Source organism: Nocardia sp. NPDC005746 (genome assembly GCF_040630785.1).
Classification (GTDB): Bacteria; Actinomycetota; Actinomycetes; order Mycobacteriales; family Mycobacteriaceae; genus Nocardia.
In genome coordinates this window covers 181,227-207,360 of the sequence record NZ_JBEXYE010000012.1, presented here as the reverse complement: position 1 = coordinate 207,360, position 26,134 = coordinate 181,227, and the positions used below count along the sequence as shown (strand labels likewise).

Annotated in this window: 25 protein-coding genes and 1 riboswitch; of the genes, 10 read left to right on the top strand and 15 right to left on the bottom strand. The window is 69.4% G+C overall.

The genetic code is table 11. From position 1 onward, the window contains the following. Positions 1 to 17: 17 nt before the first annotated feature. The 4 genes from ahcY to ABZ412_RS23520 all read right to left on the bottom strand — a co-directional run bounded on the left by ahcY (position 18) and on the right by ABZ412_RS23520 (position 5,156). Positions 18 to 1,493 carry an adenosylhomocysteinase gene (gene ahcY, locus ABZ412_RS23535; protein WP_357283557.1) on the bottom strand — a complete coding sequence of 492 codons (1,476 nt, stop codon included), beginning with the start codon at positions 1,491 to 1,493 and terminating at the stop codon, positions 18 to 20. Between the two features lie 33 nt (positions 1,494 to 1,526). After that, positions 1,527 to 2,684: an alkane 1-monooxygenase gene (locus tag ABZ412_RS23530; protein WP_357283554.1), complete on the bottom strand. Its 1,158-nt coding sequence runs from the start codon at positions 2,682 to 2,684 to the stop codon at positions 1,527 to 1,529. Between the two features lie 211 nt (positions 2,685 to 2,895). After that, positions 2,896 to 3,609 (bottom strand): response regulator, encoded by a 714-nt coding sequence (locus tag ABZ412_RS23525; protein ID WP_357283552.1) that lies wholly within the window; start codon positions 3,607 to 3,609, stop codon positions 2,896 to 2,898. Beyond that, complete coding sequence (locus tag ABZ412_RS23520) at positions 3,606 to 5,156, bottom strand: ATP-binding protein (protein WP_357283549.1); 1,551 nt, start codon at positions 5,154 to 5,156, stop codon at positions 3,606 to 3,608. The genes ABZ412_RS23525 and ABZ412_RS23520 overlap by 4 nt, the downstream gene beginning before the upstream one ends. A gap of 77 nt (positions 5,157 to 5,233) precedes the next feature. Here ABZ412_RS23520 and ABZ412_RS23515 point away from each other — a divergent pair, with 77 nt between their 5' ends. After that, positions 5,234 to 6,577: a cation:dicarboxylase symporter family transporter gene (locus ABZ412_RS23515; protein ID WP_357283546.1), complete on the top strand. Its 1,344-nt coding sequence runs from the start codon at positions 5,234 to 5,236 to the stop codon at positions 6,575 to 6,577. A 127-nt stretch (positions 6,578 to 6,704) separates the two neighbouring features. Here the strand turns inward: ABZ412_RS23515 and ABZ412_RS23510 are convergent, their stop codons facing one another. From ABZ412_RS23510 to cofD, 4 genes are all read right to left on the bottom strand, one after another. Further along, the gene (locus tag ABZ412_RS23510) at positions 6,705 to 7,151 is read right to left on the bottom strand and encodes a 6,7-dimethyl-8-ribityllumazine synthase (RefSeq protein ID WP_357283543.1); all 447 of its coding nucleotides are present in this window, start codon (positions 7,149 to 7,151) and stop codon (positions 6,705 to 6,707) included. A gap of 75 nt (positions 7,152 to 7,226) precedes the next feature. Then, a riboswitch (FMN riboswitch) is annotated at positions 7,227 to 7,389 on the bottom strand. A 51-nt stretch (positions 7,390 to 7,440) separates the two neighbouring features. Beyond that, positions 7,441 to 7,959, bottom strand: a complete 519-nt coding sequence (locus ABZ412_RS23505) for an NUDIX domain-containing protein (protein ID WP_357283541.1) — start codon at positions 7,957 to 7,959, stop codon at positions 7,441 to 7,443. Next, a complete protein-coding gene (locus ABZ412_RS23500; protein ID WP_357283538.1) occupies positions 7,956 to 9,320 on the bottom strand; it encodes a coenzyme F420-0:L-glutamate ligase in 1,365 nt (454 codons plus the stop codon). The genes ABZ412_RS23505 and ABZ412_RS23500 overlap by 4 nt, the downstream gene beginning before the upstream one ends. Continuing rightward, entirely contained in the window at positions 9,317 to 10,276 is a 960-nt protein-coding gene (gene cofD / locus ABZ412_RS23495) for a 2-phospho-L-lactate transferase (protein WP_357283722.1), read from the bottom strand. Before cofD ends, ABZ412_RS23500 begins: the two co-directional genes overlap by 4 nt. A gap of 595 nt (positions 10,277 to 10,871) precedes the next feature. On the opposite strand from cofD, the gene ABZ412_RS23490 reads away from it, so the two are divergent. Further along, complete coding sequence (locus tag ABZ412_RS23490; protein ID WP_213560898.1) at positions 10,872 to 11,132, top strand: WhiB family transcriptional regulator; 261 nt, start codon at positions 10,872 to 10,874, stop codon at positions 11,130 to 11,132. Between the two features lie 152 nt (positions 11,133 to 11,284). On the opposite strand, the gene ABZ412_RS23485 is transcribed toward ABZ412_RS23490, so the two are convergent. Beyond that, positions 11,285 to 11,764 carry a metallopeptidase family protein gene (locus ABZ412_RS23485; protein ID WP_357087107.1) on the bottom strand — a complete coding sequence of 160 codons (480 nt, stop codon included), beginning with the start codon at positions 11,762 to 11,764 and terminating at the stop codon, positions 11,285 to 11,287. 229 nt (positions 11,765 to 11,993) lie between these two features. Here ABZ412_RS23485 and ABZ412_RS23480 point away from each other — a divergent pair, with 229 nt between their 5' ends. From ABZ412_RS23480 to ABZ412_RS23460, 5 genes are all read left to right on the top strand, one after another. Continuing rightward, positions 11,994 to 12,392 carry a DUF3499 domain-containing protein gene (locus ABZ412_RS23480; protein ID WP_357283535.1) on the top strand — a complete coding sequence of 133 codons (399 nt, stop codon included), beginning with the start codon at positions 11,994 to 11,996 and terminating at the stop codon, positions 12,390 to 12,392. A gap of 122 nt (positions 12,393 to 12,514) precedes the next feature. Then, the gene (locus tag ABZ412_RS23475) at positions 12,515 to 13,891 is read left to right on the top strand and encodes a phosphomannomutase/phosphoglucomutase (RefSeq protein WP_357283533.1); all 1,377 of its coding nucleotides are present in this window, start codon (positions 12,515 to 12,517) and stop codon (positions 13,889 to 13,891) included. A 73-nt stretch (positions 13,892 to 13,964) separates the two neighbouring features. Next, positions 13,965 to 15,146 carry a tobH protein gene (locus ABZ412_RS23470; protein ID WP_357283531.1) on the top strand — a complete coding sequence of 394 codons (1,182 nt, stop codon included), beginning with the start codon at positions 13,965 to 13,967 and terminating at the stop codon, positions 15,144 to 15,146. Further along, positions 15,146 to 16,369, top strand: a complete 1,224-nt coding sequence (gene manA, locus ABZ412_RS23465; protein WP_357283528.1) for a mannose-6-phosphate isomerase, class I — start codon at positions 15,146 to 15,148, stop codon at positions 16,367 to 16,369. The genes ABZ412_RS23470 and manA overlap by 1 nt, the downstream gene beginning before the upstream one ends. Positions 16,370 to 16,441: 72 nt before the next feature. Continuing rightward, positions 16,442 to 17,368: a cation diffusion facilitator family transporter gene (locus ABZ412_RS23460; RefSeq protein ID WP_357283525.1), complete on the top strand. Its 927-nt coding sequence runs from the start codon at positions 16,442 to 16,444 to the stop codon at positions 17,366 to 17,368. Here the strand turns inward: ABZ412_RS23460 and ABZ412_RS23455 are convergent, their stop codons facing one another. Genes ABZ412_RS23455 through ABZ412_RS23445 form a run of 3 tightly spaced genes read right to left on the bottom strand, consistent with a single transcriptional unit; the run spans position 17,369 to position 19,894 of the window. Continuing rightward, positions 17,369 to 17,770 (bottom strand): hypothetical protein, encoded by a 402-nt coding sequence (locus ABZ412_RS23455; protein WP_357283522.1) that lies wholly within the window; start codon positions 17,768 to 17,770, stop codon positions 17,369 to 17,371. It lies immediately after the preceding gene. A 16-nt stretch (positions 17,771 to 17,786) separates the two neighbouring features. Continuing rightward, positions 17,787 to 19,268, bottom strand: a complete 1,482-nt coding sequence (locus ABZ412_RS23450; protein WP_357283520.1) for an NAD(P)/FAD-dependent oxidoreductase — start codon at positions 19,266 to 19,268, stop codon at positions 17,787 to 17,789. Between the two features lie 38 nt (positions 19,269 to 19,306). Next, positions 19,307 to 19,894, bottom strand: a complete 588-nt coding sequence (locus ABZ412_RS23445; RefSeq protein ID WP_357283517.1) for a TetR/AcrR family transcriptional regulator — start codon at positions 19,892 to 19,894, stop codon at positions 19,307 to 19,309. Between the two features lie 160 nt (positions 19,895 to 20,054). On the opposite strand from ABZ412_RS23445, the gene ABZ412_RS23440 reads away from it, so the two are divergent. Then, a complete protein-coding gene (locus ABZ412_RS23440) occupies positions 20,055 to 20,273 on the top strand; it encodes a DUF4287 domain-containing protein (RefSeq protein ID WP_357283514.1) in 219 nt (72 codons plus the stop codon). A 76-nt stretch (positions 20,274 to 20,349) separates the two neighbouring features. Here ABZ412_RS23440 and ABZ412_RS23435 read toward each other — a convergent pair whose 3' ends face one another. The 3 genes from ABZ412_RS23435 to rfbD are packed head-to-tail and all read right to left on the bottom strand — an operon-like array spanning position 20,350 to position 23,333. After that, positions 20,350 to 21,441, bottom strand: coding sequence for an NDP-sugar synthase (locus ABZ412_RS23435; protein WP_213559707.1), 1,092 nt, complete (start codon positions 21,439 to 21,441; stop codon positions 20,350 to 20,352). A 60-nt stretch (positions 21,442 to 21,501) separates the two neighbouring features. Next, positions 21,502 to 22,422 (bottom strand): glycosyltransferase family 2 protein, encoded by a 921-nt coding sequence (locus ABZ412_RS23430; RefSeq protein ID WP_357283512.1) that lies wholly within the window; start codon positions 22,420 to 22,422, stop codon positions 21,502 to 21,504. After that, positions 22,419 to 23,333 (bottom strand): dTDP-4-dehydrorhamnose reductase, encoded by a 915-nt coding sequence (gene rfbD / locus ABZ412_RS23425; protein ID WP_357283720.1) that lies wholly within the window; start codon positions 23,331 to 23,333, stop codon positions 22,419 to 22,421. The genes ABZ412_RS23430 and rfbD overlap by 4 nt, the downstream gene beginning before the upstream one ends. Before the next feature lie 276 nt (positions 23,334 to 23,609). Between rfbD and ABZ412_RS23420 the strand changes: the two genes are divergently transcribed. Both ABZ412_RS23420 and ABZ412_RS23415 read left to right on the top strand, forming a co-directional pair. After that, on the top strand, positions 23,610 to 25,070 hold the full coding sequence (locus ABZ412_RS23420) for an LCP family protein (RefSeq protein WP_357283509.1): 1,461 nt from the start codon (positions 23,610 to 23,612) through the stop codon (positions 25,068 to 25,070). Further along, a complete protein-coding gene (locus ABZ412_RS23415; RefSeq protein WP_357283506.1) occupies positions 25,058 to 25,774 on the top strand; it encodes a TIGR03089 family protein in 717 nt (238 codons plus the stop codon). The genes ABZ412_RS23420 and ABZ412_RS23415 overlap by 13 nt, the downstream gene beginning before the upstream one ends. Positions 25,775 to 26,134 lie beyond the last annotated feature (360 nt).

Sequence of the window (26,134 nt, the reverse complement as noted above, 5' to 3'; positions counted from 1 at the left end):
CTACAGCAGGATTCCGCTCAGTAGCGGTAGTGCTCCGGCTTGTACGGGCCCTCCACGTCCACGCCGATGTACTCGGCCTGGTCCTTGGTGAGCTTGGTCAGGGTGCCGCCCAGGGCCTCGACGTGGATCTTGGCGACCTTCTCGTCGAGGTGCTTGGGGAGGCGGTAGACCTCGTTGTCGTACTCCTCCGGCTTGGTCCACAGTTCGATCTGCGCGATGACCTGGTTGGAGAAGGAGTTCGACATCACGAACGAGGGGTGGCCGGTGGCGTTGCCCAGGTTGAGCAGGCGGCCCTCGGACAGCACGATGATCGCGCGGCCGGTCTCGGGGAACGTCCACAGGTCGACCTGCGGCTTGATGTTCAACCGCTGCGCGCCCGAGCGCTCCAAGGCGGCCATGTCGATCTCGTTGTCGAAGTGGCCGATATTGCCCAGGATGGCCTGGCCCTTCATCGCCTTCATGTGATCGAGGGTGATGATGTCCTTGTTGCCGGTCGAGGTGATCACGATGTCGGCGTCGGCGATGGCCTGCTCGACGGTGACCACGTCGAAGCCGTCCATCAGCGCCTGCAGCGCGTTGATCGGGTCGATCTCGGTGACCTGCACGCGGGCGCCCTGGCCGGCCATCGACTCCGCGCAGCCCTTGCCGACGTCGCCGTAACCGCAGATCAGCACCTTCTTGCCGCCGATGAGCACATCGGTGCCGCGGTTGATGCCGTCGATCAGCGAGTGGCGGGTGCCGTACTTGTTGTCGAACTTGGACTTGGTGACCGAGTCGTTGACGTTGATGGCCGGGAACACCAGCTCGCCCGCGGCGGCGAACTGGTACAGCCGCAGCACGCCGGTGGTGGTCTCCTCGGTGACGCCCTTGACCGACTCGGCGATGGCGCCCCACTTGCCGCCGTCCGCCTCGAGGCTCGCGCGCAGCAGGTTCAGGAAGACCTTGTACTCCTCGGAGTGGGTCTCGTCCTCGGGCGGCACGACACCGGCCTTCTCGAACTGGGCGCCGCGCAGCACCAGCATGGTGGCGTCACCGCCGTCGTCGAGGATCATGTTGGCCGGCTCGCCCGGCCAGGTCAGCATCTGCTCTGCGGCCCACCAGTACTCCTCCAGGGTCTCGCCCTTCCAGGCGAAGACCGGGGTGCCCTTGGGCTCGTCGACGGTGCCGTGCGGGCCGACCACGACCGCGGCGGCCGCGTGGTCCTGGGTGGAGAAGATGTTGCACGACGCCCACCGCACCTGCGCGCCCAGCGCGACCAGGGTCTCGATCAGCACGGCGGTCTGCACGGTCATGTGCAGGGAGCCGGAGATGCGCGCGCCCTTCAGCGGCTGGACGTCGTGGTACTCGCGACGCAGCGCCATCAGGCCCGGCATCTCGTGCTCGGCAAGGCGAATCTCCTTGCGGCCGAACTCGGCCAGTGACAGATCCGCCACCTTGTAGTCGATCCCGTTGCGAACATCAGGGGTCATCGTGCTGGACACTGAGGTCGTCATCTGCCTCTCCTGGTCGGCTGCTTCTCCCAAACCCTACGCGGCCGCCGGTACGTCGTACGCGGCGAGGATGCGCTCGCGCTTGCGGGGTTGGATATTGGCCCGGCTGACGTCCCCCGAGTAGTGCGCGAGCAGGCGCGGGTCCATCACGATGCGCCACACCGGCGGGAACAGGGCCAGCAAGATCATGGTGGCATAGCCCGCGGGCAGCTGCGGGGCTTCCTCGGAACTGCGCAGCGTCTGGTAGCGGCGGCCGGGGTTGGCGTGATGGTCGCTGTGCCGCTGCAGGTGGAACATGAAGATATTGGTGACCAGGCGGTCGCTGTTCCAGCTGTCGCTCGGGGCGCAGCGGGCCCAGTTGCCGTTCGGGCGACGACCGCGCAGCAGCCCGTAGTGCTCGACGTAGTTGACGGTTTCGAGCAGGCCCGCGCCGATCACGGCCTGCAACAGCAGGTACGGCAGGATGGCCGGACTGTAGATCGCCATCAGCCCGCCGAACAGCACCACGGTCATGCTCCATGCCTGCAGGATGTGGTTGTGGACACTGAACCAGCGGTGCCCCCTGCGCGCCAGCCGCTCGCCCTCGAGCTTGATTGCCGAACGGAAGCCGCCGATCACGCTGCGGGGCAGGAACTCCCACAGCGATTCACCCATGCGGGCGCTGGCGGGATCCTCGGGGGTGGCGACGCGGGCATGGTGGCCCTTGTTGTGCTCGACGAAGAAATGCCCGTAGGCCGACTGCGCCAGCGCCATCTTCGACAGCCAGCGCTCGAGGCTCTCGACCCGGTGGCCGAGCTCGTGCGCCGCGTTGATGCCGATACCGCTGACGAGCCCCAGCGTGGTGGCCAGCCCGATCTTGTCGACCACGGACAGGTCGGTGCCCGCCCACATACAGGCGGCGATGACCAGGCCGATCACCTGGATCGGCAGGAACAGGTAGGTGCACCACCGGTAGAACCGGTCGTTGCTGAGCAGTTCGTAGTCCTCGTCGCGCGGATTGGTGCCGTCCTCCCCGACGACCCAGTCCAGCACCGGAATCACGATCAGGATGATGATCGGTCCGATCCACCAGAACACCGTCAGCTTGGTATGCAACACCAGCTGGGAGGGCAGCAACGCCGACATGGGGGCGATGAGCCCCAGCACCCACAGGTGGCGTTTGGGATCCGGCGAACCCAACCGTTTGCCGAACATTCGCACGTTTTCTCCGCTACTCAACTTCGTCAGAACTTCGCAGCTACATATCTTGAAACCTAGTGGCTGTTACAGCACGTGTGCGGACCGAAAGGTGGCCACTGTTACATCATGAGCAGTCGGTTCCGGTGCAACCGACCCTGTGGTTCCCGTCACTTCCCCGTACGCGCAAATCAGCGGCGAACCGCGCTCGGTGTGCAATCCCCCGCACTCAGCGCAACCACACGTACCGAACCTGCGGCCGTCCCGTCCGACCGTAGTCGGTTCGCCGTTCCACCACGCCGTCTTCGGCCATACGTTCCAGGTATCGCCACGCGGTCACCCGCGAAACCCCCACCGCGCGGCCCGCTTCGCCCGCGGACAGGCCCTCGGGCGCGCCCCGCACCGCGCGCGCCACCTCGTCCATCGTCTGCGGCGCAATGCCTTTCGGGGACGTGGGTCGCTGTTCGGGTGTGCGCAGTACGCCGAAGGCGCGGTCGATGTCGTGCTGTGACACCGCGGTCTCGCCGGCGGGCAGGGCGGCGCGGTACTCGCGGTAGCGTTCCAGCTTCTCCCGGAAGGCGGCGAAGGTGAAGGGCTTCAACAGATACAGCACCACGCCGTGCGCGACGGCGGCGCGCACCATGGCCAGATCCCGGGCGGAGGTGACGGCGATGACATCGGGGCGTGGGCGCAGCACCGCGAGCGCGGCCGCCACCGCGAGCCCGCTCATGTCCGGCAAACCGATGTCCATCAGCACCAGATCGATCGGGACGCCGGAAGATTGTGACCTTTTCGCGATCGAGAGGGCCTCGCGTCCGGTGTGCGCCACCGCCACCACGTCGAAACCGTCCACCCTTTCCAGGTAAGAGCGGTGTGCCGCAGCGATTTTCGGCTCGTCCTCGACGATCAGCACCCGGACCGGCGCCTCCCGGTCGATTCTCATCGCGGAAACCTCACGATCACAGCGGATTCCGGCTCGCGCCGGGCCCGCAACTCACCGGCGTGCCGGGCCACCAGCCGCCGCACCAGCGCCAGCCCGAGCCCGTGGTGGTCGGTCTTGGTGGAGTAGCCGCGCTCGGTGGCGCGGGTGAACAGTTCCTCGGACATGCCGGGGCCGCTGTCGGCGACCCGGATGTACAGCTCGGTGTCGTCGCGGCGCACCGTCACCTCCAGCCAGGCGTCCTCGTCGTGACCCACCTCGTCGAGGGCGTTGTCGATGAGATTGCCCAGCAACGTGACCATCTCGTGCGGAGTGAGCGGCTCGGTGGTGTCGAGCATGGTGTCGCCGGTGACGGTCAGTTCGACGCCGTACTCGGCGGCCTGCTCCACCTTGCCCAGCAGCAACGCCACCACCGCGGGTTCGGCGACCGCCCCGGTGAGCCGGTCGATGAGGGCTTGGGACAGTTCGAGTTCCGCGGTCGCGAAGCTCACCGCCTCCCGGTGCCGCCCCAGCTCGACCATGGTGACCACGGTGTGCAGCCGGTTGGCGGCCTCGTGCGCCTGGGCGCGCAGCGATTCGGCGAAGCCGCGCACCGAGTCCAATTCGCCGAGCACGTCCCGCAATTCGGTGTGGTCGCGCAGTGTCACCACGGTGCCGATGCGGCGTCCGGCGTGTTCGACCACGTCCTGATTCACCACCAGTACCCGCTCGGGGGTCACGTGCATCTCGTCGCGCACCACGCCGGTCCCCAAGCGTTGCAACGACACCGGCAGGTCCGCGCGCGTGATCGGCCCGTCGGGCAGGCCGAGCAACAGGCGCGCCTGATCGTTGACCACCTCGGCGTCGGCGTCGGACTTGCCGAACACCAGCAGCCCCTCGTGGATGGAGTGCAGCACCGCGTCGTGGTGCTCGTACATCATCCGCAGTTCGGCCGTGCCGAGCCCGTGGGTCTGCCGTAACAGCCGGCGCCGCAGCAACAGTGAGCTGATCGTGGCCAGCGCCAGCCCGCCCGCGGCCACCGCCAGGATGAGCGGCAACTGGGCGGCCACCTGCTCGCCGATGTGGGTGCGGGTGACGCCCGCCGACACCAGCGCGACGATGCGGCCGTCGGCGTCGCGGACCGGGGTGACCGCGCGGATGGAGGGGCCGAGGGTGCCGGTGAACGTCTCGGTGAAGGTTTCCCCCGCGAGCGCCCGATCGATATTGCCGCTGAACGGTTTTCCGATCCGGTCGGTCTCGGTGTGGGTGTAGCGGGTGCGGTCGGGGGCCATCACCACGATGAAGTCCATGCCGGTGGCCTTGCGGATGGCCTCGGTCACCGGTTGCAGCGCGGCGGTCGGGTCGGGGCCGCGCACCCCGGCCAGCGTGGAGGGCGACTGCGCGACGGCGACCGCGGTGTCGCGCACCTCGGCGCGGGTGGCGTCGTCCTGCACCCGGCGGGTCTGCAGGAAGGTCAGCAGCGCGGCGGCGGCGATCACCGCCGCGAGCACCAGCACCTGGACGACGAACACCTGCCCGGCCAGGGTGCGGCGGGGTCTTCGGCCCTTCACGATTCCTCCGCGAACGTCATGAACATAATTTACGAAACAGTGACCGGCGTCACTCGGTGGAACATGATTCTCACGTTATGAGCGACAGTGCAACACCACCGGCCCGAGACCGTACCCACTGGCTGTACCTGGCCGTCATCGTGGCCGTCATCGCCGGCATCGTGGTCGGCAAGCTGGCGCCGGGCTTCGGCAAGAGCGTCGGTGAGCTGGGCACCATCTTCGTGAACCTGATCAAGATGATGATCACGCCGGTCATCTTCTGCACCATCGTGCTGGGCATCGGCTCGGTGCGGGCGGCCGCCAAGGTCGGCCGGGTGGGCGGTCTGGCCATCGGCTATTTCCTGGTCATGTCCACGGTGGCGCTGGGCATCGGCCTGCTGGTCGGCAATCTGCTGCATCCCGGGTCGGGCCTGAACGTGGCCGCGCACGCGAAGGAGGTCACCAAGTACGCCACCGACGCCAAGGCGGCGGGCGGCACCTGGCAGTTCTTCGAGGACATCGTGCCGACGACGCTGCTGTCGTCGCTGACCTCGGGGAAGGTACTGCAGGCGCTGTTCGTGGCGCTGCTGGCGGGCTTCGCCATCCAGGCCATGGGCGCGGCGGGTGAACCGATCCTGCGCGGGGTGGCCTCGATCCAGAAACTGGTCTTCCGGATTCTGACGATGATCCTGTGGCTGGCCCCGATCGGCGCGTTCGGCGCGATGGCGAATGTGGTGGCGCGCACCGGATTGGACGCGGTGAAGCAGCTGGCGCTGCTGATGGTGGCCTTCTACCTGACCTGTGTCGTGTTCATCTTCGGCGTGCTCGGCCTGCTGCTGCGCCTGGTGGCGGGGACCTCGATCTTCAAGCTGGTCCGCTACCTGGCGCGCGAGTACCTGCTGATCTTCGCGACCTCGTCCTCGGAGTCGGCGCTGCCGAGGCTGATCGCCAAGATGGAGCATGTCGGGGTGGATCGCACCACGGTGGGCGTGGTTGTGCCGACGGGGTATTCGTTCAATCTGGACGGCACCGCCATCTACCTGACCATGGCGACGCTGTTCGTGGCCGACGCCATGGGCAAGCCGCTGGCCTGGCACGAGCAGCTCGGGTTGCTGCTGTTCATGATCGTGGCGTCCAAGGGCGCGGCCGGTGTCACCGGCGCGGGCCTGGCCACACTGGCGGGCGGTCTGCAGAGCCATCGCCCGGAGCTGCTGGACGGGGTCGGCCTGATCGTGGGCATCGACCGGTTCATGTCGGAAGCCCGTGCGCTGACCAACTTCTCGGGCAATGCCGTCGCCACCCTGCTGGTCGGCACCTGGACCGACACCATCGACCCGGCCCGCGTCCGCGCGGTGCTGGACCGCGAGATCCCGTTCGACGAGCGGGCCATGGTCGACGACGACCATCCCGGCCCGCACGACAAGGACCTGGTTCCGGCCTGACCCCAACCCCTGGGCCGAAACCGGACCGCCGGCGCGTTCTCCCCTGCTGCGCGTCGTCGGAACCGCGCACCCTGTCCGCGCGACGAGCCGCCTCCGGCTCGCGCGGGCAGGGTGCGCGAACGCTTACTCAGGCGTGGACCGCGCCCAGCGCCAGTGTGGCGGCGATGGCATTGGCCAGCTCCGCGCCCTTCTTCACGAAGTGCCGGGCGAAGTACTCCAGATGTTCGGCGTGCTCGTGGAAGTGGTGCGGGGTGAGCACGGCCGAGAACACCGGCACGTCGGTGTCGAGCTGCACCCGCATGAGGGCGTCGACCACGGTCGGCGCGACGAAGTCGTGGCGGTAGATGCCGCCGTCCACCACCAGCGCGACCCCGGCGACCGCGGCGTACGCGCCGCTGGTGGCCAAACGCTTGGCCTGCAACGGGATCTCGAACGCGCCGGGCACCTCGATCACGTCGATCTCGGTGTAGCCGCGTTCGAGCAGCTCCGCGCGGCAGGATTCGACGGCCTTGTCGACGATGTCGCTGTGCCAGCGGGCGGCGACGAGGGCGATGCGATTCGGCATGGGTGACATGGGGATTCCTCCTGTTCGCTGTCACCCAGGGCATAGACGCGAACAGGGCCGGCCGCGCGAGCGGACGAGCCGGTGCCGCGTTCTCTTCCATCCGGACTGTGACCGTCGGCTCCGGGATCACACCGGAATCTGCTGGACCCACACCCGGGGGTGTGGCGCTCGCGGGCTCATGCGTCCCGGATCGGTCCGGATCGCCATTTCCGCCGGTGGGGAATTCCGCCCCGCCCTGAGAACGTGTACGACCGGACAGTAACACGGGGGTTCCGCCATCCGGAACCCCCGTGTCCGGTCAGCGCAACAGCACGTCCGCGTCGGCGGGCAGGGCGTCGACCGGCCACCAGCGCAGGTCGGTGGATTCCGAACTGCGTACCGGCACAGCGCCTTCCGGGGCCTTGATCTTGAAGAGCAGGTCCAGGTGCCGGGTGGGGACGCCGAGGGAGCAGGTGATGGGGTGGGCCTGGGCGCCGTAGAGGCCGGGCTCGAGGGTCAGGCCCTCGATGCCGGATTCCTCGGTCGCCTCGCGGAAGGCGGCCGCGGCGACCGAATCGTCGGATTCCTCGCAGTGACCGCCGAGCTGGATCCACCGGCCCACGCGGGGGTGCAGGGTGAGCAGCACCTCCCGCTCGTCATGGGAGAGCACGATGGCCGAGGCGGTGATGTGCCCGGCCGCATGCTCGCGCAGGCAGCCGCGCGGCGCGGAACCGAGGAAGGCCAGCATGGCCTCGCGCAGGGACTGCTCGGGACCCGTTGCCGGAGACCAGGTCTCGAGCAGTTCGGTGGCGGACTTGTGCAGCGACTCCGCGCTCACAGTTCGACCAGGCCGATGCCGGGCCCGCCGACCTCGCGCGGGGCGAGCTCGTCGAGGGGGTAGCCGACGGCGATGGCGCCGAGCGGGCTCCAGTCCGCGGGCAGACCCAGCACCTCCCGGGTGACGTCGGGCGCGAAGATGGTGGAACCGATCCAGCAGCTGCCCACCCCGCGCACGGCCAGCGACACCAGCAGACCCTGCACGGCCGCGCCGACCGCCACGGTGAACATGGTCTTCTCCGCGGCCCGGCGGGTCTCGTCCGGATAGTCGTGCGCGCCGTCGGGCACGCAGAACGGGATGATCACCTCGGGGGCGTCGAACAGGATGCGGCCCCGCGCGACTCGTTTCTCCACACTCTCCGGGGAGCGGCCGTCACCGGTCAGATCGGTCCGCCACTTCTCGGCCATGGCCTCGAGCAGCTGGTCGCGCAGACCGCGCTTGCGCACCCAGACGAACCGCACTGGGCGGGTGTGGTGCGGGGCGGGCGCGGTGAGACCGGCGGCGACGGCGGCCCGGATGATCTCGGGTTCGACCGGCGTGTCGGCGAACTGGCGCACCGAGCGGCGCAGCAACAGCGCCTGTCTGCGGCCCAGGTCCACCGATTCCTCGGTGCCGAGCCAGAACAGGTCCTCCTCGCCGCGGCGCAGCAGGTCCCCGGCGGTGGAGCCGTCGTCGGTGTAGTCGAGCCCGCGCACCACCGCGACCGGGACGCCGCCCAGCTTGCCCTTCACCAGGTCCGCGGCGGCGGCCAGTTCGTCGGCGATCGCGACCAGGGTGACGTGCAGTTCGTTGCCCTGCCCGTCGACCGCGCCGTTGTAGTCGTGCATCACCCGCAGCCCGGACGAGCCGATGGCGGCGTCGATCTGGCCGTTGCGCCAGGCCCGGCCCATGGTGTCGGTGATGACCACGGCCACCTGGACGCCGAGCCGTTCGGCCAGGCCCGCGCGCAGGGCCTTGGCGCTGGCGTCGGGATCCTCGGGCAGCAGCACGAGTTCGTCCTGCTCCACATTGGAGCCGTCGATGCCGGCGGCGGCCTGCACGATGCCGAGTTTGTTCTCGGTGATGAGGGTGCGGTTCTTGCGGGCGAGCACCCGCACCGACTCCTCGAGCACCAGCCGGCGGCGGGCGGCGTCGCGCTCCTCGGGGTCGGTGGGCACGGTGACCACGCGGCCCTCGGCCTTGGCGACGATCTTGCTGGTGACCACCAGCACGTCGCCGTCCCGCAACCAAGGCGCCTGTGCGGCGATGGCGTCGGCGACGTCGTCGCCGGGCCGGAATTCGGGCAGGCCCGGAATCGGCAGGATGCGCAGTTCGCCGCCGGACGCGTGGTCGCCCGGGTTCTGGATGGAATCCGTTGTCACGGTTTGACTCCCGCGATGTCGAGGGCTTCGCGAACCATCTCGGCGGTGGTGGCCGGGTCGGTCATGAGCAGGGGGACGCTGCGGACTTCGACGCCCGGAATGTCGGCGGTGTCGCCGGTGTGGACGAGCCAGCCGTCGAGGATGCCGGTGCCCGAGCGCGCGCCGTAGTAGTTCCCGACCGCCTCCGCGGAGGTCTCCACGCCGATCACCGACAGGCATTCATCGGCCATGCCGCGCAAGGCTTTTCCACCGATCACCGGGGACAGGCCGATCACCTTCGCGCCCGAGGTGCGGATCGCGCCCCGAATGCCGGGCACCGAGAGGATGGCTCCGACGCTCACGACGGGGTTCGACGGAGCGAGCAGGATCACATCGGCGGATTCTATGATTTCCGTCACACCAGGGGCCGGTTTCGCAGCTTCTGCCCCAATAGTCACGAATCCATGGGTCTCCACGTTCGCCCGGTACCGGACCCACCACTCCTGGAAATGGATCGCGCGGCGTTCGCCAGGGTTCTCCGGGTCGCCGATGACGACATGGGTTTCACAGCGGTCGTCGGTCGCCGGAAGCAGCTTCACCCCGGGCCGCCACCGATTGCAGAGCGCCTCGGTCACCGCGGAGAGCGGGTAGCCCTGACGCAGCATTTCCGAGCGGATGAGATGGGTGGCGATATCGCGGTCGCCGAGGCCGAACCAATCGGGCTGCGCGTGGTATTTCGCCAGCTCCTCCTTGGCGTTCCAGGTCTCGTTCGCGTGTCCCCAGCCGCGTTCCGGATCGATGCCGCCACCCAGGGTGTACATGCAGGTGTCCAGGTCAGGGCAGATGCGCAGCCCGTGCATCCAGACGTCGTCGCCGACATTGACGATGGCCGTGGTGTCGGCTCCGGGCAGCAGCTCGCGCACGCCCATCAGGAACCGGGCGCCGCCGACTCCGCCGACCAGGACCGCGATCCGCAGGCCGGTGCCGGGCGCGGTGTCCGCTTGTTCTCGAGTCACATCCGCACAGCCTATGCGCTGACGGGCCGAAAGCGGCCCGCAGCTCATTTGCTGTGAATTTGCTGCCTGATCTGCGGGAACGTCGTCAGAAGGGGTCACAGATGGTAACGGAATCGCTTCGGCAGCTTGACCATCGCCGCTCCCGGCGTGTCTAATCACAGGCATGTCATTCCGGGTCCGCGTGAGAGTGCAAGGCGCGGACGGGTTTTCGAACAACTGTTCGCACCGGAGTGACGCAAGCTCGGGGATGGCCGCGGGACTACGCCGCGGTGTTGGGCCGTCGGTGGGATCGGCTCCGACGGATTAATCATTCTGCGCTAACACACAGTGAGGAGGCGGAGCGATGGCCGATGAGCTGGCCCCGTCGGGCATTCCGGGCGGTGTATCGCAAACCGATTCCACGACTGGCGCAGCACCTGACTTCTGCGCCGACGATCGGAACGGATACGAGGGGGGTGAACCGATGACGACGCGGCCGGGGGGCGGACAGTGGGCGCGAGCTGCCTACCAGCCCGAACCACCGCGGCTGAGCCTGATCGTCACCGGTGCCGAGGATATGTACGACACTTTCGCGCGCGGCGGTCGCATGATGACCGAAGCCGAACAATGGCAGGAACGGGCGCTGTGCGCCCAGACCGATCCGGAGGCGTTCTTCCCCGAGAAGGGCGGCTCCACCCGCGAGGCCAAGCGCATCTGCCTGGGCTGCGAGGTCCGCGACGAGTGCCTGGAATACGCCCTCGCCAACGACGAGCGCTTCGGCATCTGGGGCGGCCTCTCCGAGCGTGAGCGCCGCCGCCTCAAGCGCGGCATCATCTGACCCGCCTCTCCGCGCCTTCAGCGGACGGCTCACAGCCGTCGACCGCCGGCAACCCGTGCCGGCGGTTGGGAGCCGATACAACTTCGGGCGTACCCGACGAGTCACCCCGGCCTCACGAAACTCGTTGTCGCGAAACGTAGTTCGGGGGCTTACTACTCGGGCTCGGGATCGATGATGTCGGGCTCCACCCCGAGGTAGGTCGCGATCTGCTGCACGAGGACCTCGCGCAGCAGGTCGACCAGGTCGTCCGGGTCACCGGCCCGCAACTCCAAAGGCTTGCGGAACAATACGACCCGCGCGCGGGTGGCCATGCCGTAGCGATCCACCCCCGCGGGGATCAGACGGGACAGCGGCACTGGTCCGTCGGCCACCACCTCGTCCGGCCAGGTGACCGAATCCGGGTGCAGCGGACGGATTTTCGGCACGTCATCCACCGCGATGTCGAGCTTGGTCAACTGCTCGTGCCAGCGGCTCTCCAAAGGCGCGAACGCCTCCAGCACCAGCCGGTCGAACTCCTGGCCGCGGGTGCGCCGGGCCGGAACCGTCGGAGGCAGCATCGGCCCGCGCACACCCCGCCCGCGGCGGATGACCGACCGCGCGGTGGGCGGCCGCCTCTTACGTGAACGGGTCATACCTTGAATCTAGCTCTTTCTTCTGCCTCCGCTCCGCTCCGGCTGGTTCGCGGCGCTGGAGGTCTCGTTCTTCCCTCCCTCCGCTCCTCCGCTTCGCTCCCCCGCTCCACTCGGTCCAGAACGAGACGCGCCGCGAACCCTCCATGTGGGCCCGATTGACGCTAGTGAGACGGGCTTCATTGAGCGTGTCTGTGTCCAGAGGGCCGCCAGGGGGGTTACCCTGCTTGGCGTGATCCCCATGCGTCGTTGCTGCCGTCCAGGCTGCAAGAACCCGGCCGTCGCGACGCTGACCTATGTGTACTCCGACTCGATGGCGGTCGTGGGTCCCTTGGTCACGGTCGCGGAACCACACTCCTGGGACTTGTGTGAAACACATGCCTCCCGGATCACCGCGCCAAAGGGATGGGAGTTGGTCCGTCACGAGGGCGGGTTTTCCAGCTCCACCCCCGACGACGACGATCTGACCGCCCTGGCCGAAGCCGTCCGCGAAGCCGGATTGCGCCGTCGCACAACGGATCCCGACCCGCGCGCCTACGCCGACTACGCCCCGGCCCCGCAGCGCCCCACCCGCACGGGCCGCACCGGCCGCCGCGGGCATCTACGCGTCCTACCCGACCCGCCCAGCTGATCGAGCGCGCGACACCGGGGCCATACCCGACAAGTCGCCCTCAGCTCACCGAATCACTTGACCCGACAAGTAGGGGCAGGCGAAGTCCGCCTCGGCAAGGGTCTGCTACTAGGGTGTTCCCCATGACAGTCGCCCGGTCCGCCGAGTCCGTTCAAGCAGTCATCAAGGCATACGACGTTCGCGGCGTGGTCGGCGAGCAGATCGACGCGGACTTCGTCCGCGATGTCGCGGGCTCCTTCGCCCGGCTGATGCGCACCGAGGGCGCGCAGCGCATCGTGATCGGTCACGACATGCGTGACTCCTCCCCCGAACTGGCCGCGGCCTTCGCCGAGGGCGTGCTCGCCCAGGGCCTGGACGTGGTGCACATCGGCCTCGCCTCCACCGACCAGCTGTACTTCGCCTCCGGCCACCTGGACTGCCCGGGCGCCATGTTCACCGCCAGCCACAACCCGGCCAAGTACAACGGCATCAAGCTGTGCCGCGCCAAGGCGCTGCCGGTCGGTCAGGACACCGGCCTGGCCACGATCACCGAGGAAGTCATCGCCGGCGTCCCGGCCTTCGACGGCCCGCGCGGCGCCGAGTCCCGCGAGGACCTGCTCACCGCCTACGCCGACTTCCTGCACAAGCTGGTGGACCTGAGCGGTTCGCGTCCGCTGCGCATCGCGGTGGACGCGGGCAACGGCATGGGCGGCTACACCGTGCCCGCCGTGCTGGGCACGCTGCCGCAGTTCACCATCGAGCCGCTGTTCTTCGAACTGGACGGCTCCTTCCCCAATCACGAAGCCAATCCGCTGGATCCGAAGAACCTGGTCGACCTGCAGGACTACGTCCGCAAGACTGGCGCGGACCTGGGCCTGGCCTTCGACGGCGACGCCGACCGCTGCTTCGTGGTGGACGAGAAGGGCGACCCGGTCTCCCCGTCCGCGGTCACCGGCCTGGTCGCCGAGCGCGAGCTGACCAAGGAGCCGGGCGCCACCGTCATCCACAACCTGATCACCTCGAAGGCGGTGCCGGAGCTCGTCACCGAGCTGGGCGGCACCCCGGTCCGCACCCGCGTGGGCCACTCCTTCATCAAGCAGCAGATGGCGGCCACCGGCGCGATCTTCGGCGGCGAACACTCCGCGCACTACTACTTCCGCGACTTCTGGGGCGCCGACTCCGGCATGCTGGCCGCGCTGCACGTGCTGGCCGCGCTGGGCGAGAAGGACCGCACGATGTCGGAATTGGCTTCGGCCTACTCGACATACGCGGCCTCCGGCGAGATCAACTCGACGGTCGCCGACGCGCAGGAGCGGACCACCGCGGTGGTCGAGGCCTTCGGCGGCCGCGCCACCTCGGTCGATCGGCTGGACGGCGTGACCGTGCAGCTGGCCGACGGCGCCTGGTTCAACCTGCGCGCCTCGAATACCGAACCGCTGCTGCGGCTCAACGTCGAGGCGCGATCGCAGGACGATGTAGACGCACTCGTAACCGAGATCCTGAGCATCGTGCGCGCCTGACTGGAATAGTGGAATCACAGAGCTTGGATTCACCAGCGCCTGGTGACCCGATGAGGGGAGGTGGCAACGCCCGATGATCGCTGGGACACCGGTAATCGACCTCGATGACGTCGCCTCGCTGGAGGCGGCGGACGCCGGGGGTGTGCTGCGCTCCGCCGCATCGGGGGGAGCGCAGGTAAGGGCAACCGCCGCCGCGCTTTCCGAGAATGCGCTCGCCCGGCTGACCGATCTGCGCCCGCGCAGTCTGGTCCTGGTCTCCGGGAGCGGACGCGCCGCCCGCGCGGCCGCGCTGCTGATCGCGGCCCTGGGCAACCACACCAGTCTGCCGCTGGTGCCGGCGACCTCGATCCCGCCGTGGGTCGGGCCGCTGGACGTGGTGCTGGTGGCGGGTGACGACGCGGGTGATCCGCGCCTGGCCGAGGCGGTGGACCGAGCACTCCGACGGGGCGCCGAAGTGGTCGTCGCCGCACCGGACGAGGGCCCAATCCGGGCCGCGGCCGCCGGACGCGCCACCATTCTCGCGCCGCGGGTGCGGGTGCTCGACCACAATCTGATGCTCCGCTATCTGGCCGCGGGCCTGGCCGTGCTGACCACCATCGACCCGCATCGGGTCGGACCGCTGGTGCCCGAATTGAACGCTCTCGCAGACCTGCTCGACGAGGAGGCGCTGCGCGACGGCCCGCAGCACGAGGCCTTCCACAACCCGGCCAAGACGCTGGCCACCCGCATGATGCAGCGCAAGCGCGTCGTGCTGGCCGGTGATTCCGCCGCGGCCGCCGAGCTCGCCGGACACGGGTCGGAGGTGCTGCTGGCCACGGCCGGACACATCACCTCGGCCGTCTCGCTCTCGGAAGCCATTGCCGCGCACGGCCGCCTGGTGCAGGCCGCGGGCGTGGCCGCGCCCGGCTTCGATCCGCTGTTCCACGACGAGGAGCTCGACGGGCCCGCGCCGGTGGAGCAGGTGCGGATCTTCGTGGTGAGCGCCGGCCCGGACGAGGTCGCCGTGCGTCGCCGGCTGGCCGTGTTCGGCTCGGACGCCGGGCTCGTCGACACCGACCTGATCACCGTGGACACGGAGGCGGCCGCCGCCCCGCCGGCCGAGGCGCCCGGGCAGCCCGTGCCCGCCGCCGCGAGTGGCGAGGTGGAAAAGCTTGCGGTACTCGCACTTCGGCTGGAGATGGCGGCCGCCTATCTCCGACTACTCGGTTCCCGCCCGGCCACCGGACCGGGACGCTACGACGGGGGCAATTACTAGTGCACGAACTCGTTGGTGCGCTGCGTTCCTACGCTTGGGGTTCGCGCACCGCGCTCGCACAGCTGTGCGGACGACCGGTTCCCTCCGCGCATCCGGAAGCCGAACTCTGGTTCGGGGCGCATCCCGCCGACCCGGCCCGCGTCCAGATCAACGGTCACAGCGAATCCCTGCTGGAGCTGGTCAGCGCCGACCCGCAACACGAACTCGGGCCGGTGGCAGGCGAATTCGGCGGACGGCTGCCGTTCCTGCTGAAGATCCTGGCCGCCGAGGAGCCGCTCTCGCTGCAGGCGCATCCCAGCGTCGAACAGGCCCGGGCCGGGTTCGCGCGGGAGAACCACGCCGGGGTTTCCCTCGACTCGGCCATGCGCAACTACCGCGACGAGAACCACAAGCCGGAACTGGTGGTGGCGCTGGGCCGCTTCGAGGCGCTGGCCGGGTTCCGCGATCCGCGCCAGACCGTGCGGTTGCTCGCCGCCCTCGACGTCCCCGAGCTGAGCCAGTACGCCGATCTGCTTGCCGCCCAGCCCGACTCCGCGGGCCTGCGCACGCTGTTCACCACCTGGATCGCGCTGCCGCAGGCGAGCCTGAGCACGCTGCTGCCCAAGGTGCTCGACGGCTGTGTGCGCTACCTGTCCGAGGCGGGCAGCGGCGGCAAGGAATTCGTGGCCGAGGTGCGCACCGCGCTCGAGCTGGCCGAGGCCTATCCCGGCGATGCCGGGGTGCTGGCGGCGCTGCTGCTCAACCGCATCACCCTGGAACCCGGCGAGGGCCTGTTCCTCGATGCCGGGAACCTGCACGCGTACCTGCGCGGGGTGGGCGTGGAGATCATGGCCAACTCCGACAATGTGTTGCGCGGCGGGCTCACCCCCAAGCACGTGGACGTCCCCGAGCTGCTGCGGGTGCTCGACTTCGAGCCGCTCGACCTGCCGGTGGTCCGCGCGGAACAGATGTCGGACAGTGTCTTCCGCTATCACACGCCCGCGCCGGAGTTCGCGCTCAGCCGCTTCGAGCTGGAGCCGGAGGCCGAGCCGGTGACGGTGGTGGGTTCCGGTCCGGTGATCGCGCTGGTCACCCATGGCCGGGTGCGGCTTCTCCAGGGCAATCACGACCTGATCGTGGAGCGCGGTCGGGCGGCGTGGATCTCGGCGGCGGACGGCGGAATCCGGGCTCAGGCGGTGGACGGTCCCGCTCAGCTGTTCTGCGCCGCGGTGGGCGAGGAGTGACGAGCGGACTGTAGGCTCCTTCCCGGTCACACACGTTTTCTCGACAAAACGGACATCGGAAGGGGCGGTTCATTGTCTGCGGGCGGCGGTAAGAAGGCCATCCTGGCGGCGCTCAGCGCGAATGCGGGCATCGCGGCGGCCAAATTCGTCGGCGCGGCCATCACCGGCTCCGCGTCCATGCTCGCCGAGGCCGTGCACTCGGTGGCCGACACCTCCAACCAGGGCCTGTTGCTGCTCGGCCAGCGCCGCGCCGAACAGGAGGCCGACGAGCTGCACCCGTTCGGCTACGGCCGCAACCGCTACTTCTATTCGTTCGTGGTCGCGCTGGTCATCTTCGCGCTCGGCTCGGTGTACGCCATCTACGAGGGCATCCACAAGATCGAGCATCCCGAGGAACTGTCCAACCCGATCGTCGCGATCGTCATCCTCGGCCTGGCCATCGGGCTCGAGGGGTTCAGCTTCATCACCGCCATGCGGGAATCCAAGCCGCTCAAGGGCAATGCCAGCTGGTGGCGGTTCATCCGCAACTCGCGCAATCCGGAACTGCCGGTGGTGCTGCTGGAGGACTCGGGCGCGCTCATCGGCCTGGTCCTCGCGTTCGCCGCGATCAGCCTGACCATGATCACCGGCGACCCGATCTGGGATGGCGTCGGCACCCTGTCGATCGGCATCCTGCTCGGCGTCATCGCCGTCATCCTGATCGTCGAGATGCAGAGCCTGCTCATCGGCGAGGGCGCGACCCCCGAGGAGGACGCGGCCATCCGCGCCGCCCTGGTCGACGACCGCTGCATCGACAGGGTCATCCACCTGCGCACCCAGTACCTGGGCCCGGAGGAAATGCTGGTGGCCGCCAAGGTCGCCATCGTGCCCGGTCTGGAGATCGCCGAGATCGCCGCGGCCATCGACGAGGCCGAGGCGCGGGTGCGCGCCGAGGTCCCGGCCGCCCGGGTCATCTACCTGGAGCCGGATCTCTATCGCGCCCAGCCGGCCCAGCAGTAGTCAGCGATCGGCGAGGCGGACCACGAACCGCAAACCCGACCAGGTGCCGTCGATGGCGGCGACCTTGTTGTCCACCAGGCCCTGGCCCAGACCGTAAGCGCGAGCGGCGTTCTCACCGAGATCGGTGGGGACGCCGCTCGACTTCTTGGGCCAGGCCAGCCACAGACCGCCGTCGATCGCGAGACGCTCCCGCCAGCCGGAGAACCGGCGGGTCAGGGCGGCGCGGTCGGGGCAGAAGCCGAGGATCACGTCATAGGGCCCGATCCCGGCGCGGCGGTGCAACAGCACCCCGCCGGGCAACTCCCTCAGCTCGAATCCCGCGGGCGCCCCGGCCAGCAGCACCCGGCTCCCGGGCTTGATGCCGAGCTTGCGCGGGAGCGGCGCGCCCGAGTAACCGGCCATGGCCGCAGCGTAGCAATCAGATGCGCCAGCGGCCGGTAAGCAGTTCGAGCGGATCGGTCGGGATGCCGAACTCCTTGCGCAGGGCATGGCGGGCGGCATGGTAGCCGTTCATGCCGTGCACGCCCGGCCCCGGCGGCGTGGCCGAGGAGCACAGGTAGACGCCGGGCAGCGGGGTGGCGTACGGATTCCAGCGCGGGGCGGGCCGGAAGACGGTCTGGCGCAGGGTCATCGCACCCGCGGAGATGTCGCCGCCGATGTAGTTCGGATTGTGCGCGGGCATGGTGACCGCGGTGCGCACATGGGTCGCCAGGATCAGGTCGCGGAAGCCGGGCGCGAAGCGTTCGACCTGGGCGGTGATGGTCTCGGTGAGGTCCTCGGCCGAGCCGTTGGGCACGTGCGCGTAGGTGTAGAGGGTGTGCTTGCCCGCGGGCGCACGGGTGTCGTCGACGACGCCGGGCTGGATGGCCAGCACATAGGGCCGCTCCGCGTGCCGCCCTGCGGCGACGGCCTTTTCGGCGGCCACGGCCTCGGCACGGGTGCCGACCAGGTGCAGAGTTCCGGCCCGATCACACCCCCGCGCCTGCCACGGCACCGGACCCGAGAGCGCGAAATCCACCTTGCAGGCCGCGCCGCCGTAGCGGAACCTGTTGAGCGCGAAGTCGTATCGCGCGGGCAGGGTCGCGATGCGCTGCAGCTCGGCGGGTGCGACATCCAGCAATACCGCTCGGACCTCGTCGAATTCGTCGAGGGAGTCGACACGGTGGCCGGTGACGATGCGCCCGCCGTGCGCGCGCAGATCCTCGGCGAGGGCGTCGATGATGGCCTGGCTGCCGCCGCGCGGCACCGGCCAGCCGCGCACATGGGCGAGCGTGCCCAGCAGCATGGCCACGCCGGCACCCGGGAATCCGCGCGGCGGCCGGATGGCGTGCGCCGATACACCGGTGAGCAACGCGGGCGCCACATCCTCGCGAAAACGCATGTTCCACAACGGCGTCGCCTGCTCGACCATCCGGCGCAGGACGCGCAGTTCGATTCCGGGGTCCAGGCGCAGCATGCCGGACGGGTCGATCGGCGGATGCCGCAGATCCGACATGAGCAGGGCGACCAGGTCCTCCCACTTCCGCACCAGCGGACCGAACAGCCGCCGCCACGCTCCGCCGTCCCGGCCCAGGCCGTCGGCGGTGTGGTCGAGGTCGAGCCAGGCCAGTCCGGCGCGGCCGCCGTCCAGCGGATGCGCGTAGGACACCTGGGGGGTGAGCAGTTCGACCCCGTGCGCCTTCAGATCGAAGGCCCGGAAGAACGGGGACGCCACCGCCATCGGATGCGCGCCCGCGCACAGGTCGTGGTGGAAGCCCGGCAGCGTGACCTCGCCGGTGCGGCACCCCCCGCCGATCCCGTCGGCGGCCTCGTACACCTCGACGTCGAGCCCGGCGCGGGCCAGGATCACCGCCGCCGCGAGCCCGTTGGGACCGGATCCGACCACCACCGCGTCAGCCATGCCTTCAGCGTATGCCCGGGTGGGAGGTCCGTGGGTGATCAGTGGGGCCGGTCACCGCGAACCCATTGGGCGACCAGGATTTCCAGGCGCTGCTGCCGAAAGTCGGGCCGCAGGCGGCCACCCCGATCCAGCGTGGCCAGGCCGTGCATGGTGCTCCAGGCGACTTCGGTGAAGGTCTCGGGGTCGTGCGGCGGCGCGAAGGGCGCGAAGGTGAGCAGCAGTTCGACGAACGCGTCCTTGAGGGCCTGCGGCGCGTCCGGACCGAATTTCAGGTCGGTGCGCAGCAGGAAGATGGCGTCGTAGAGGGCGGCGCTGTCGCGGGCGAAGTCGAGGTAGCCCTGGACCACCGCGCGCAGGGCCTGCTCGGGGGTGTCCGCGGACTCGCGGAGTTCGCGGACCACCCCGGCGAATTCGGCCATCCCCGCCTCGGCGACCGCCGAGACGATGGCGTCCTTCCCGGCGAAGTGGCTGTACAGCACGGGCTGGCTGTATTCGATGCGATCCGCGAGTTTGCGCACGGTGACGGCGTCCCAGCCCTCGGTCTCGGCGATCTCCCGGGCGGTGTCGATGATGCGCTGCCGCCGTTCGATGCGTTCGCGTTCCTTGCGGGTCTGGATGGCGCTCATAGCCGAACTCTAGCACTGCTAGACAATCTACCGACGCAAAAGGTCAGTCACTGGCCCAACCCCGCGAGCCTTCTCCCCACTGTGACCCTCGCCACGGCACGATGAATTCCGCTGGGCCGCACCGTCCACACCCATGACACCCAGCGCAGAGGAGACTGACATGGCGACCACCAAGCCCCACGGACCGGCTTCGTACTTCCCGTCCATCGAGGCCAAATACGGCCGCTCCGTGGACGACTGGTTCACCCTGCTCGCCGAGACCGGCATCACCGGTCAGAAGGACCTGGTGAATTGGCTCGAGACCGAGCACGAGATGGGTCACGGGCACGCCACCGCGCTGGCGCAGTTCCACCTCAACCCCGGCAAGTGGGAGCGCTGACCGCGCCCGCGGAAACCTCCGTCACAACGACATCGGCCGCCCCATCCATGGGAGCGGCCGATGTCGTTGTGACGGATCAGACGTCGGTGGAGAAGCGGATGCCGCCGTCCGGGATGTCGACCCCCGGCCAGATGCGCGCGCCACGCAGCAGTTCACAGCGCGCGCCGACATTCGCGCCGTCGCCGATGACGGCGTCGCGGACCAGGGCGCGCGGACCGATCCGGGCGCCGAAGCCGATGATCGAACGTTCCACGGTGGCACCGGCTTCCACCCGCGCCCCGTCGAACAGGATCGCGCCGTCCAGGCGCGCGCCCGCGCCGACCTCGGCCCCGCGGCCGACGACCGTGCCGCCGATCAGCAGCGCGCCGGGCGCGACGCCCGCACCGGGGTGGACCAGGGATTCGCCGCGCTGACCCGGCAGCGCCGGGGACGGGGCGATGCCGCGGACCAGGTCGGCCGAGCCGCGCACGAAGTCCTCGGGGGTGCCCATGTCACGCCAGTAGGAGACGTCGACGTGGCCCTGGATATGCGCGCCCTCGGCGAGCAGGGACGGGAAGGTCTCGCGCTCGACCGAGACCGGACGTCCCGCGGGGATCTTCTCGATGTACTCGCGGCGGAAGACGTAGCAGCCCGCGTTGATCTGGTCGGTCGGCGGATCCTGGGTCTTCTCCAGGAACGCGGTGACACGACCGTTCTCGTCGGTGGGGACGCAGCCGAAGGCGCGGGGGTCGCTGACCCGCACCAGGTGCAGGGTGACGTCCGCGCCGGAGGTGTGGTGGGTCTCGAGCACCCCGCCCAGGTCGGTGCCGCCGAGCACGTCGCCGTTGAACACCAGCACGGTGTCGGCGCGCAGCTTGGGCAGCACGTTGCGGATGCCGCCGCCGGTGCCCAGGGCCTCGCTCTCGGTGACGTATTCGAGCTCGAGGCCGAGGTCGGAGCCGTCGCCGAAGTGCTCTTCGAACACCTCCGCCTTGTAGGAGGTGCCGAGCACCACATGGGTGATGCCGGCGTCGGCGATGCGCGCGAGCAGGTGCTGCAGGAACGGCAGTCCGGCCGTGGGCAGCATCGGCTTGGGGGCGGACAAGGTCAGCGGACGCAGGCGGGTGCCCTGGCCTCCGACCAGGATCACCGCGTCCGTGGACCCGGCGGTGTTACCGCTGTTCGCCATCTTCTCCCCTGTGTCAGGTGGTCAGTGATACGCGACCGCAGATCCTAACCGCCCCGAATGTTAAACAGAGCCGTTTCGATCTCGTTCGCGCAGTGCGGATCGAACCGCAAGTTTGCAACGCACCGCAAGTCCAGCTTTCAGTGCCACCCGAAGTGGGGCTTGCCACCAGTGCGGATGCCGGTCGGCCTGGAAACGGTACGCGCTGGCGTGATGCGCGGGGAGCATGGTCTCCGGGTGACGACCCGCGGCATGGCCCTTGGCGTGCGTGACCTCGGCGGACGGCACGAAGACATTGTGCCAGCCCGCCCGGCCCATCCGGTCGCCGAAGTCGACATCCTCCATGTACATGAAGTAGCGGGAGTCGAAACCGTCGATGGAATCGAAGGCCGCGCGACGCACCAGCAGGCAGGAACCCGACAGCCAGCCCACCGAACGCTCCGAGATGGCCTCGTTGTCCTGGCGGTAGCGCAGTGTCCACGGGTTCTTGGGCCAGACGCTGCCCAGGATGGCGTGGCCGGCGCCGTCGGCGATGCCCGGCACCGAGCGCGCGGACGGGTAGGTGCTGCCGTCCGGCTCGAGCACCTTCGGACCCAGCGCACCGGCGCGCGGCCAGCGGCGGGCGGCGGCCAGCAGTTCGTCGATGGCGTCGGTACCCCAGCGCACGTCCGGGTTGGCGATGACGATGAACTCGATGTCCGGGTCGATCTCGGCCACCGCGCGGTTGATCGCGCCGCCGTAGCCGATATTGCCGCCGGTGCGCAGCAGGCGCACGTGGGCGTTGGCCTCGGCGGCCAGTTCCGGGGAACCGTCGACCGAGCCGTTGTCGGCCAGGATGACCTGCGGCTTCTCACCGGTCGCGATGGCCAGGGTGCTGATGAAGTGTTCCAGGTGCTCGCCGGGCGAGTAGGTCACCGTGACGACTGCCAGCTGCGGTTTTTTCGCCGCGGCGGGGGGCTGTCCGACAGAATCCGAGGGGCTCACGGGGGCCCAGGATAGTCGGAGACGGCGGCCAGTGCGTCGTTCAGTGCCGACTTCCAGTCCCGCAGCGGCGACAGGCCGCCCGCGGCCCACGAATTGCCCGAAAGGACCGAATACGCCGGGCGCGGAGCGGGTCTCGGGAAATCCTCGGTGCCACAGGGCCGTACGCGGTCAGGGTCCGCGCCGAGGCCGGTGAAGACCGCGCGCGCCAAATCGAACCAACTGGCTTGTCCGGCATTGGTGGCGTGCAGGATTCGGGGTACCCCGGGATTGACACCGGTCCCCAGCATCCCCGCCAGTTCCAGCAGACCCGCCGCGAGATCGAGGGCGTAGGTCGGTGAGCCGATCTGGTCGTCCACCACCGTGATGGTGTCGCGCTCGCCCTCCAGCCGTCGCATGGTCGCCACGAAATCACCGGTGTCGCCGGTGTAGACCCAGGCGGTCCGCACGATGCGCGCGTCCGGCGAATACTCCAGAACCGCTTGCTCGCCAGCGAGTTTCGTCCGCCCGTAGACCGTGGCCGGTCCGGTCGGATCGTCCGGTTCGTACGGATGAGAGGCCGTGCCGGGAAACACGTAATCGGTGGAGACGTGAATGAGCCGGGCGCCGCGTTCGGCGCACACCCGGGCCAGCACGCCCGGCCCGGTGGCGTTCACCGCGAAAGCCGCCTCGGGCTCGGACTCGGCCTGATCGACGGCGGTGTAGGCCGCGCAGTTGATCAGTACGTCACCGGGTTTCACCAGTTCACGCACGGCGTCGGCGGCGGTGATGTCGAGATCGGCGTGGGTCAGGCCGCGCGCCCCGGGAGCGAGGGTGGTCAGGGCCCGGCCGAGCTGGCCGCGCGCTCCGGTCACCAGCAGCCGGGCGGTCTCGTGGCGCGGCCGCCCGATGCTCGGGCTCACGTCGTCGGCAATCACGGCTGCCAGTGTGGCACGCCACGTCCGCCACCCCGCGAACCCGTCGCGACCTGTGGATTCATTCGGACAGACCGGGGTAATCGGGCGACATCGCGCGACTCACGGAGTCCGGGCTACGGCAACTGAACGGTTACCGCCACTAGCCTGCAGGGTGGGGGTCTCCCATTCGATTCGACCTCGCTTGCCGGGGTCCAGTGGGCCGAGTTCGGAAAGGACAGTCGGTTGCCAGAGAGTGCCTGGGCATCCGTGCCGCGAGGGTCCCGCCCATCAGCGATGCGCCCGCGGCAGCGGGGCGGGCCGGGCCGGGCACTGGCGGCGCTGGCGGCGGTGCTGGCCCTGACGGTGACCGGACTCGGCTGGCACAGCGTGGACCAGCTGGTGTCGGGCATCGAGCGGATCGGCAATCTGGGGCTGGGCGGCGGCAAGTCCGACGGCGCGACCGACATCCTGATGGTCGGCATCGACGCCCGCACCGACGCGCACGGAAATCCGCTCACCCAGCACGAATTGGCCATGCTGCACGCCGGCGACGACGGCGAGGGCGGACTCAATACCGACACCATCATCCTGATTCGGGTGCCCAACAACGGGCGGTCCGCCGTGGCCGTCTCCATCCCGCGCGACTCCTACGTGGACATCCCGGGCCTGGGCAAGGGAAAGATCAACTCCGCGTACGGCATCACCAAGTCGACCCTGCAGCAGAAGCTGATCGATCAGGGCGTCTCCCCCGCCGAGGCGGAGAAGCGCTCCACCGAGGCCGGGCGGCAGGCGCTGGTCAAGTCGGTGGCCGGGCTCACCGGCATCACCGTCGACCACTACGCCGAGGTCGGGCTGCTGGGCTTCGTGCTGCTCACCGACGCGGTCGGCGGGGTCGACGTGTGCCTGAACAACGCAGTGGACGAACCGCTCTCGGGCGCGGACTTCCCGGCCGGCAAGCAGAAGCTCGACGGCGCAGAGGCTTTGAGTTTCGTGCGCCAGCGCCACGACCTGCCGCGCGGCGATATCGATCGGATCGTGCGCCAGCAGGTGTACATGGCGCAACTGGTGCACCAGGTGCTCAGCGCCAAGGTGCTCGCCAGCCCCGGCCGGTTGAAGGAGCTCAGCGACGCGGTCGGCCGCACCGTGGTGCTCGACGACGACTGGGACGTGCTCAGCTTCCTGCACCAGCTGCAGGACCTGGCGGGCGGCGAGGTGAAGTTCGAGACCATTCCGGTCAAGGACCTCAATGGCTGGACCGACAACGGCGAATCCGTGGTGCGGGTGGATCCGACAGCCGTGCACAAGTACGTGACCGCCGCGGTCGGCGACGACGACGAGGACACCAAGGGCGACGGCGGCATCGAGCCGTCCACTGTCGTCGCCGACGTCTACAACGCCTCCGGCGCCGGCGGCCTGGCCGGGCAGGCCGCACAGGCGCTGGCGGCCAAGGGTTTCCGCACCGGCACGGTGGACAACTGGATCGGCGGGCCGGTGCAGAGCAGCCGGGTGCTGGCCGCCTCGGGCGGCGACCCCAAGGCGCGCGCGGTGGCGCAGGCGCTGGGCGGGCTGCCGGTGATGGCGGAGCCGGGACTGCCCGAGGGCTCGGTCCGCGTGGTGCTGGCGGGTGACTACTCTGGTCCGGGTTCGGCGAAGGGCAGCGTCACGTTCGATTTCTCCGGAACCGCGACCGCGACGCCTGTGCCCCCAGCCCCACCTATCGACGCCGGCACGAACGGACCGAAATGCGTGAACTGAACGAGACCCTCACCGAAGCGGTACTCGACCCCATCCTCGCCCGCGACCCCGCCGGGCCGCGCATCACCTATTACGACGACGCCACCGGCGCGCGCATCGAACTGTCCGCGCTCACGCTGGCCAACTGGGCGGCCAAGACCGCCAATATGATTCGCGACGAATTCGGGCTCACCTCAGGCGCCCGCGTGGCGGTCCTGCTGCCGGCGCACTGGCAGACCGCCGCGGTGCTGCTGGGCTGCTGGTGGGCCGGCGTCGAGGTGGTGCTGCACGCCGATCCGGACGCCGAACTGGCGCTGGTGACCGCCGACCGCATCGACGAGGCCGAGGGTATCGCCGAGGTGGCCGCGCTCTCGCTGGACCCGATGGGCATGCCGGTGCGCGACCTGCCGATCGGCGTCACCGACTACGCCACCTCGGTCCGCGTCCACGGCGACCAGTTCCGCCCGCACGGCATCGGCTGTGCCCTGGATGGCACCTCGGTCTCCGCCGTCCTCGACGAGGCCCGCAAATCGGCTGCCCGCCAGGGCTTCACCGCCGAGGACCGGGTCCTGTCCACCACATCCTGGGACACCCCCGCCGAACTGATCGACGGCTTCGTCGCGGTACTGGCCGCCGGCGCCTCACTGGTCCAGGTCACCAACCCCGACCCCACCGCCCACGAGCGCCGCGTCGCCTCCGAGCGCGTCACCGCCCAGCGCCGCTGACGATCTGCCGCCGGGCGATGGGGTTCCAGGGGCTGCATGCCGTCGGGCGACTTGGGGCTCCAGAGCCTGCCGTCGTCGGGCGACTTGGGATTCCAGAGCCCGCCGTCGTCGGGCGACTTAGGGTTCCAGAGCCCGCCGTCGTCGGGCGACTTGGGGTTCCAGAGCCTGCCGTCGTCGGGTGACATGGGGTTCCAGAGCCCGCCGTCGTCGGGCGGTATGGGGTTCCAGAGGCTGCTGCCGTCGGGCGACATGGGGTTTCAGGGGCTTGCCCCTGAGAGTTGCTCCTACCTCGGTAGGAGCACACTTTCCCTCCTCGGGATGTTTATCCACGGCAAGCGTTTACGTACCGTGGAGTCATCC

Excerpts from the sequence above, each read along its gene's own strand:
- ABZ412_RS23455 (WP_357283522.1), bottom strand. The coding sequence starts at position 17,770 with ATGGCCGGTTACTCGGGCGCGCCGCTCCCGCGCAAGCTCGGCATCAAG.
- ahcY (WP_357283557.1), bottom strand. The coding sequence starts at position 1,493 with ATGACGACCTCAGTGTCCAGCACGATGACCCCTGATGTTCGCAACGGG.
- ABZ412_RS23510 (WP_357283543.1), bottom strand. The coding sequence starts at position 7,151 with ATGTCACCCATGCCGAATCGCATCGCCCTCGTCGCCGCCCGCTGGCAC.
- ABZ412_RS23445 (WP_357283517.1), bottom strand. The coding sequence starts at position 19,894 with ATGAGCGCCATCCAGACCCGCAAGGAACGCGAACGCATCGAACGGCGG.
- ABZ412_RS23475 (WP_357283533.1), top strand. The coding sequence starts at position 12,515 with ATGACAGTCGCCCGGTCCGCCGAGTCCGTTCAAGCAGTCATCAAGGCA.
- ABZ412_RS23450 (WP_357283520.1), bottom strand. The coding sequence starts at position 19,268 with ATGGCTGACGCGGTGGTGGTCGGATCCGGTCCCAACGGGCTCGCGGCG.
- ABZ412_RS23525 (WP_357283552.1), bottom strand. The coding sequence starts at position 3,609 with ATGAGAATCGACCGGGAGGCGCCGGTCCGGGTGCTGATCGTCGAGGAC.
- ABZ412_RS23420 (WP_357283509.1), top strand. The coding sequence starts at position 23,610 with ATGCGCCCGCGGCAGCGGGGCGGGCCGGGCCGGGCACTGGCGGCGCTG.
- ABZ412_RS23485 (WP_357087107.1), bottom strand. The coding sequence starts at position 11,764 with ATGACCCGTTCACGTAAGAGGCGGCCGCCCACCGCGCGGTCGGTCATC.
- ABZ412_RS23435 (WP_213559707.1), bottom strand. The coding sequence starts at position 21,441 with ATGGCGAACAGCGGTAACACCGCCGGGTCCACGGACGCGGTGATCCTG.
- ABZ412_RS23440 (WP_357283514.1), top strand. The coding sequence starts at position 20,055 with ATGGCGACCACCAAGCCCCACGGACCGGCTTCGTACTTCCCGTCCATC.
- ABZ412_RS23490 (WP_213560898.1), top strand. The coding sequence starts at position 10,872 with ATGTACGACACTTTCGCGCGCGGCGGTCGCATGATGACCGAAGCCGAA.
- ABZ412_RS23530 (WP_357283554.1), bottom strand. The coding sequence starts at position 2,684 with ATGTTCGGCAAACGGTTGGGTTCGCCGGATCCCAAACGCCACCTGTGG.
- ABZ412_RS23415 (WP_357283506.1), top strand. The coding sequence starts at position 25,058 with ATGCGTGAACTGAACGAGACCCTCACCGAAGCGGTACTCGACCCCATC.
- ABZ412_RS23515 (WP_357283546.1), top strand. The coding sequence starts at position 5,234 with ATGAGCGACAGTGCAACACCACCGGCCCGAGACCGTACCCACTGGCTG.
- ABZ412_RS23470 (WP_357283531.1), top strand. The coding sequence starts at position 13,965 with ATGATCGCTGGGACACCGGTAATCGACCTCGATGACGTCGCCTCGCTG.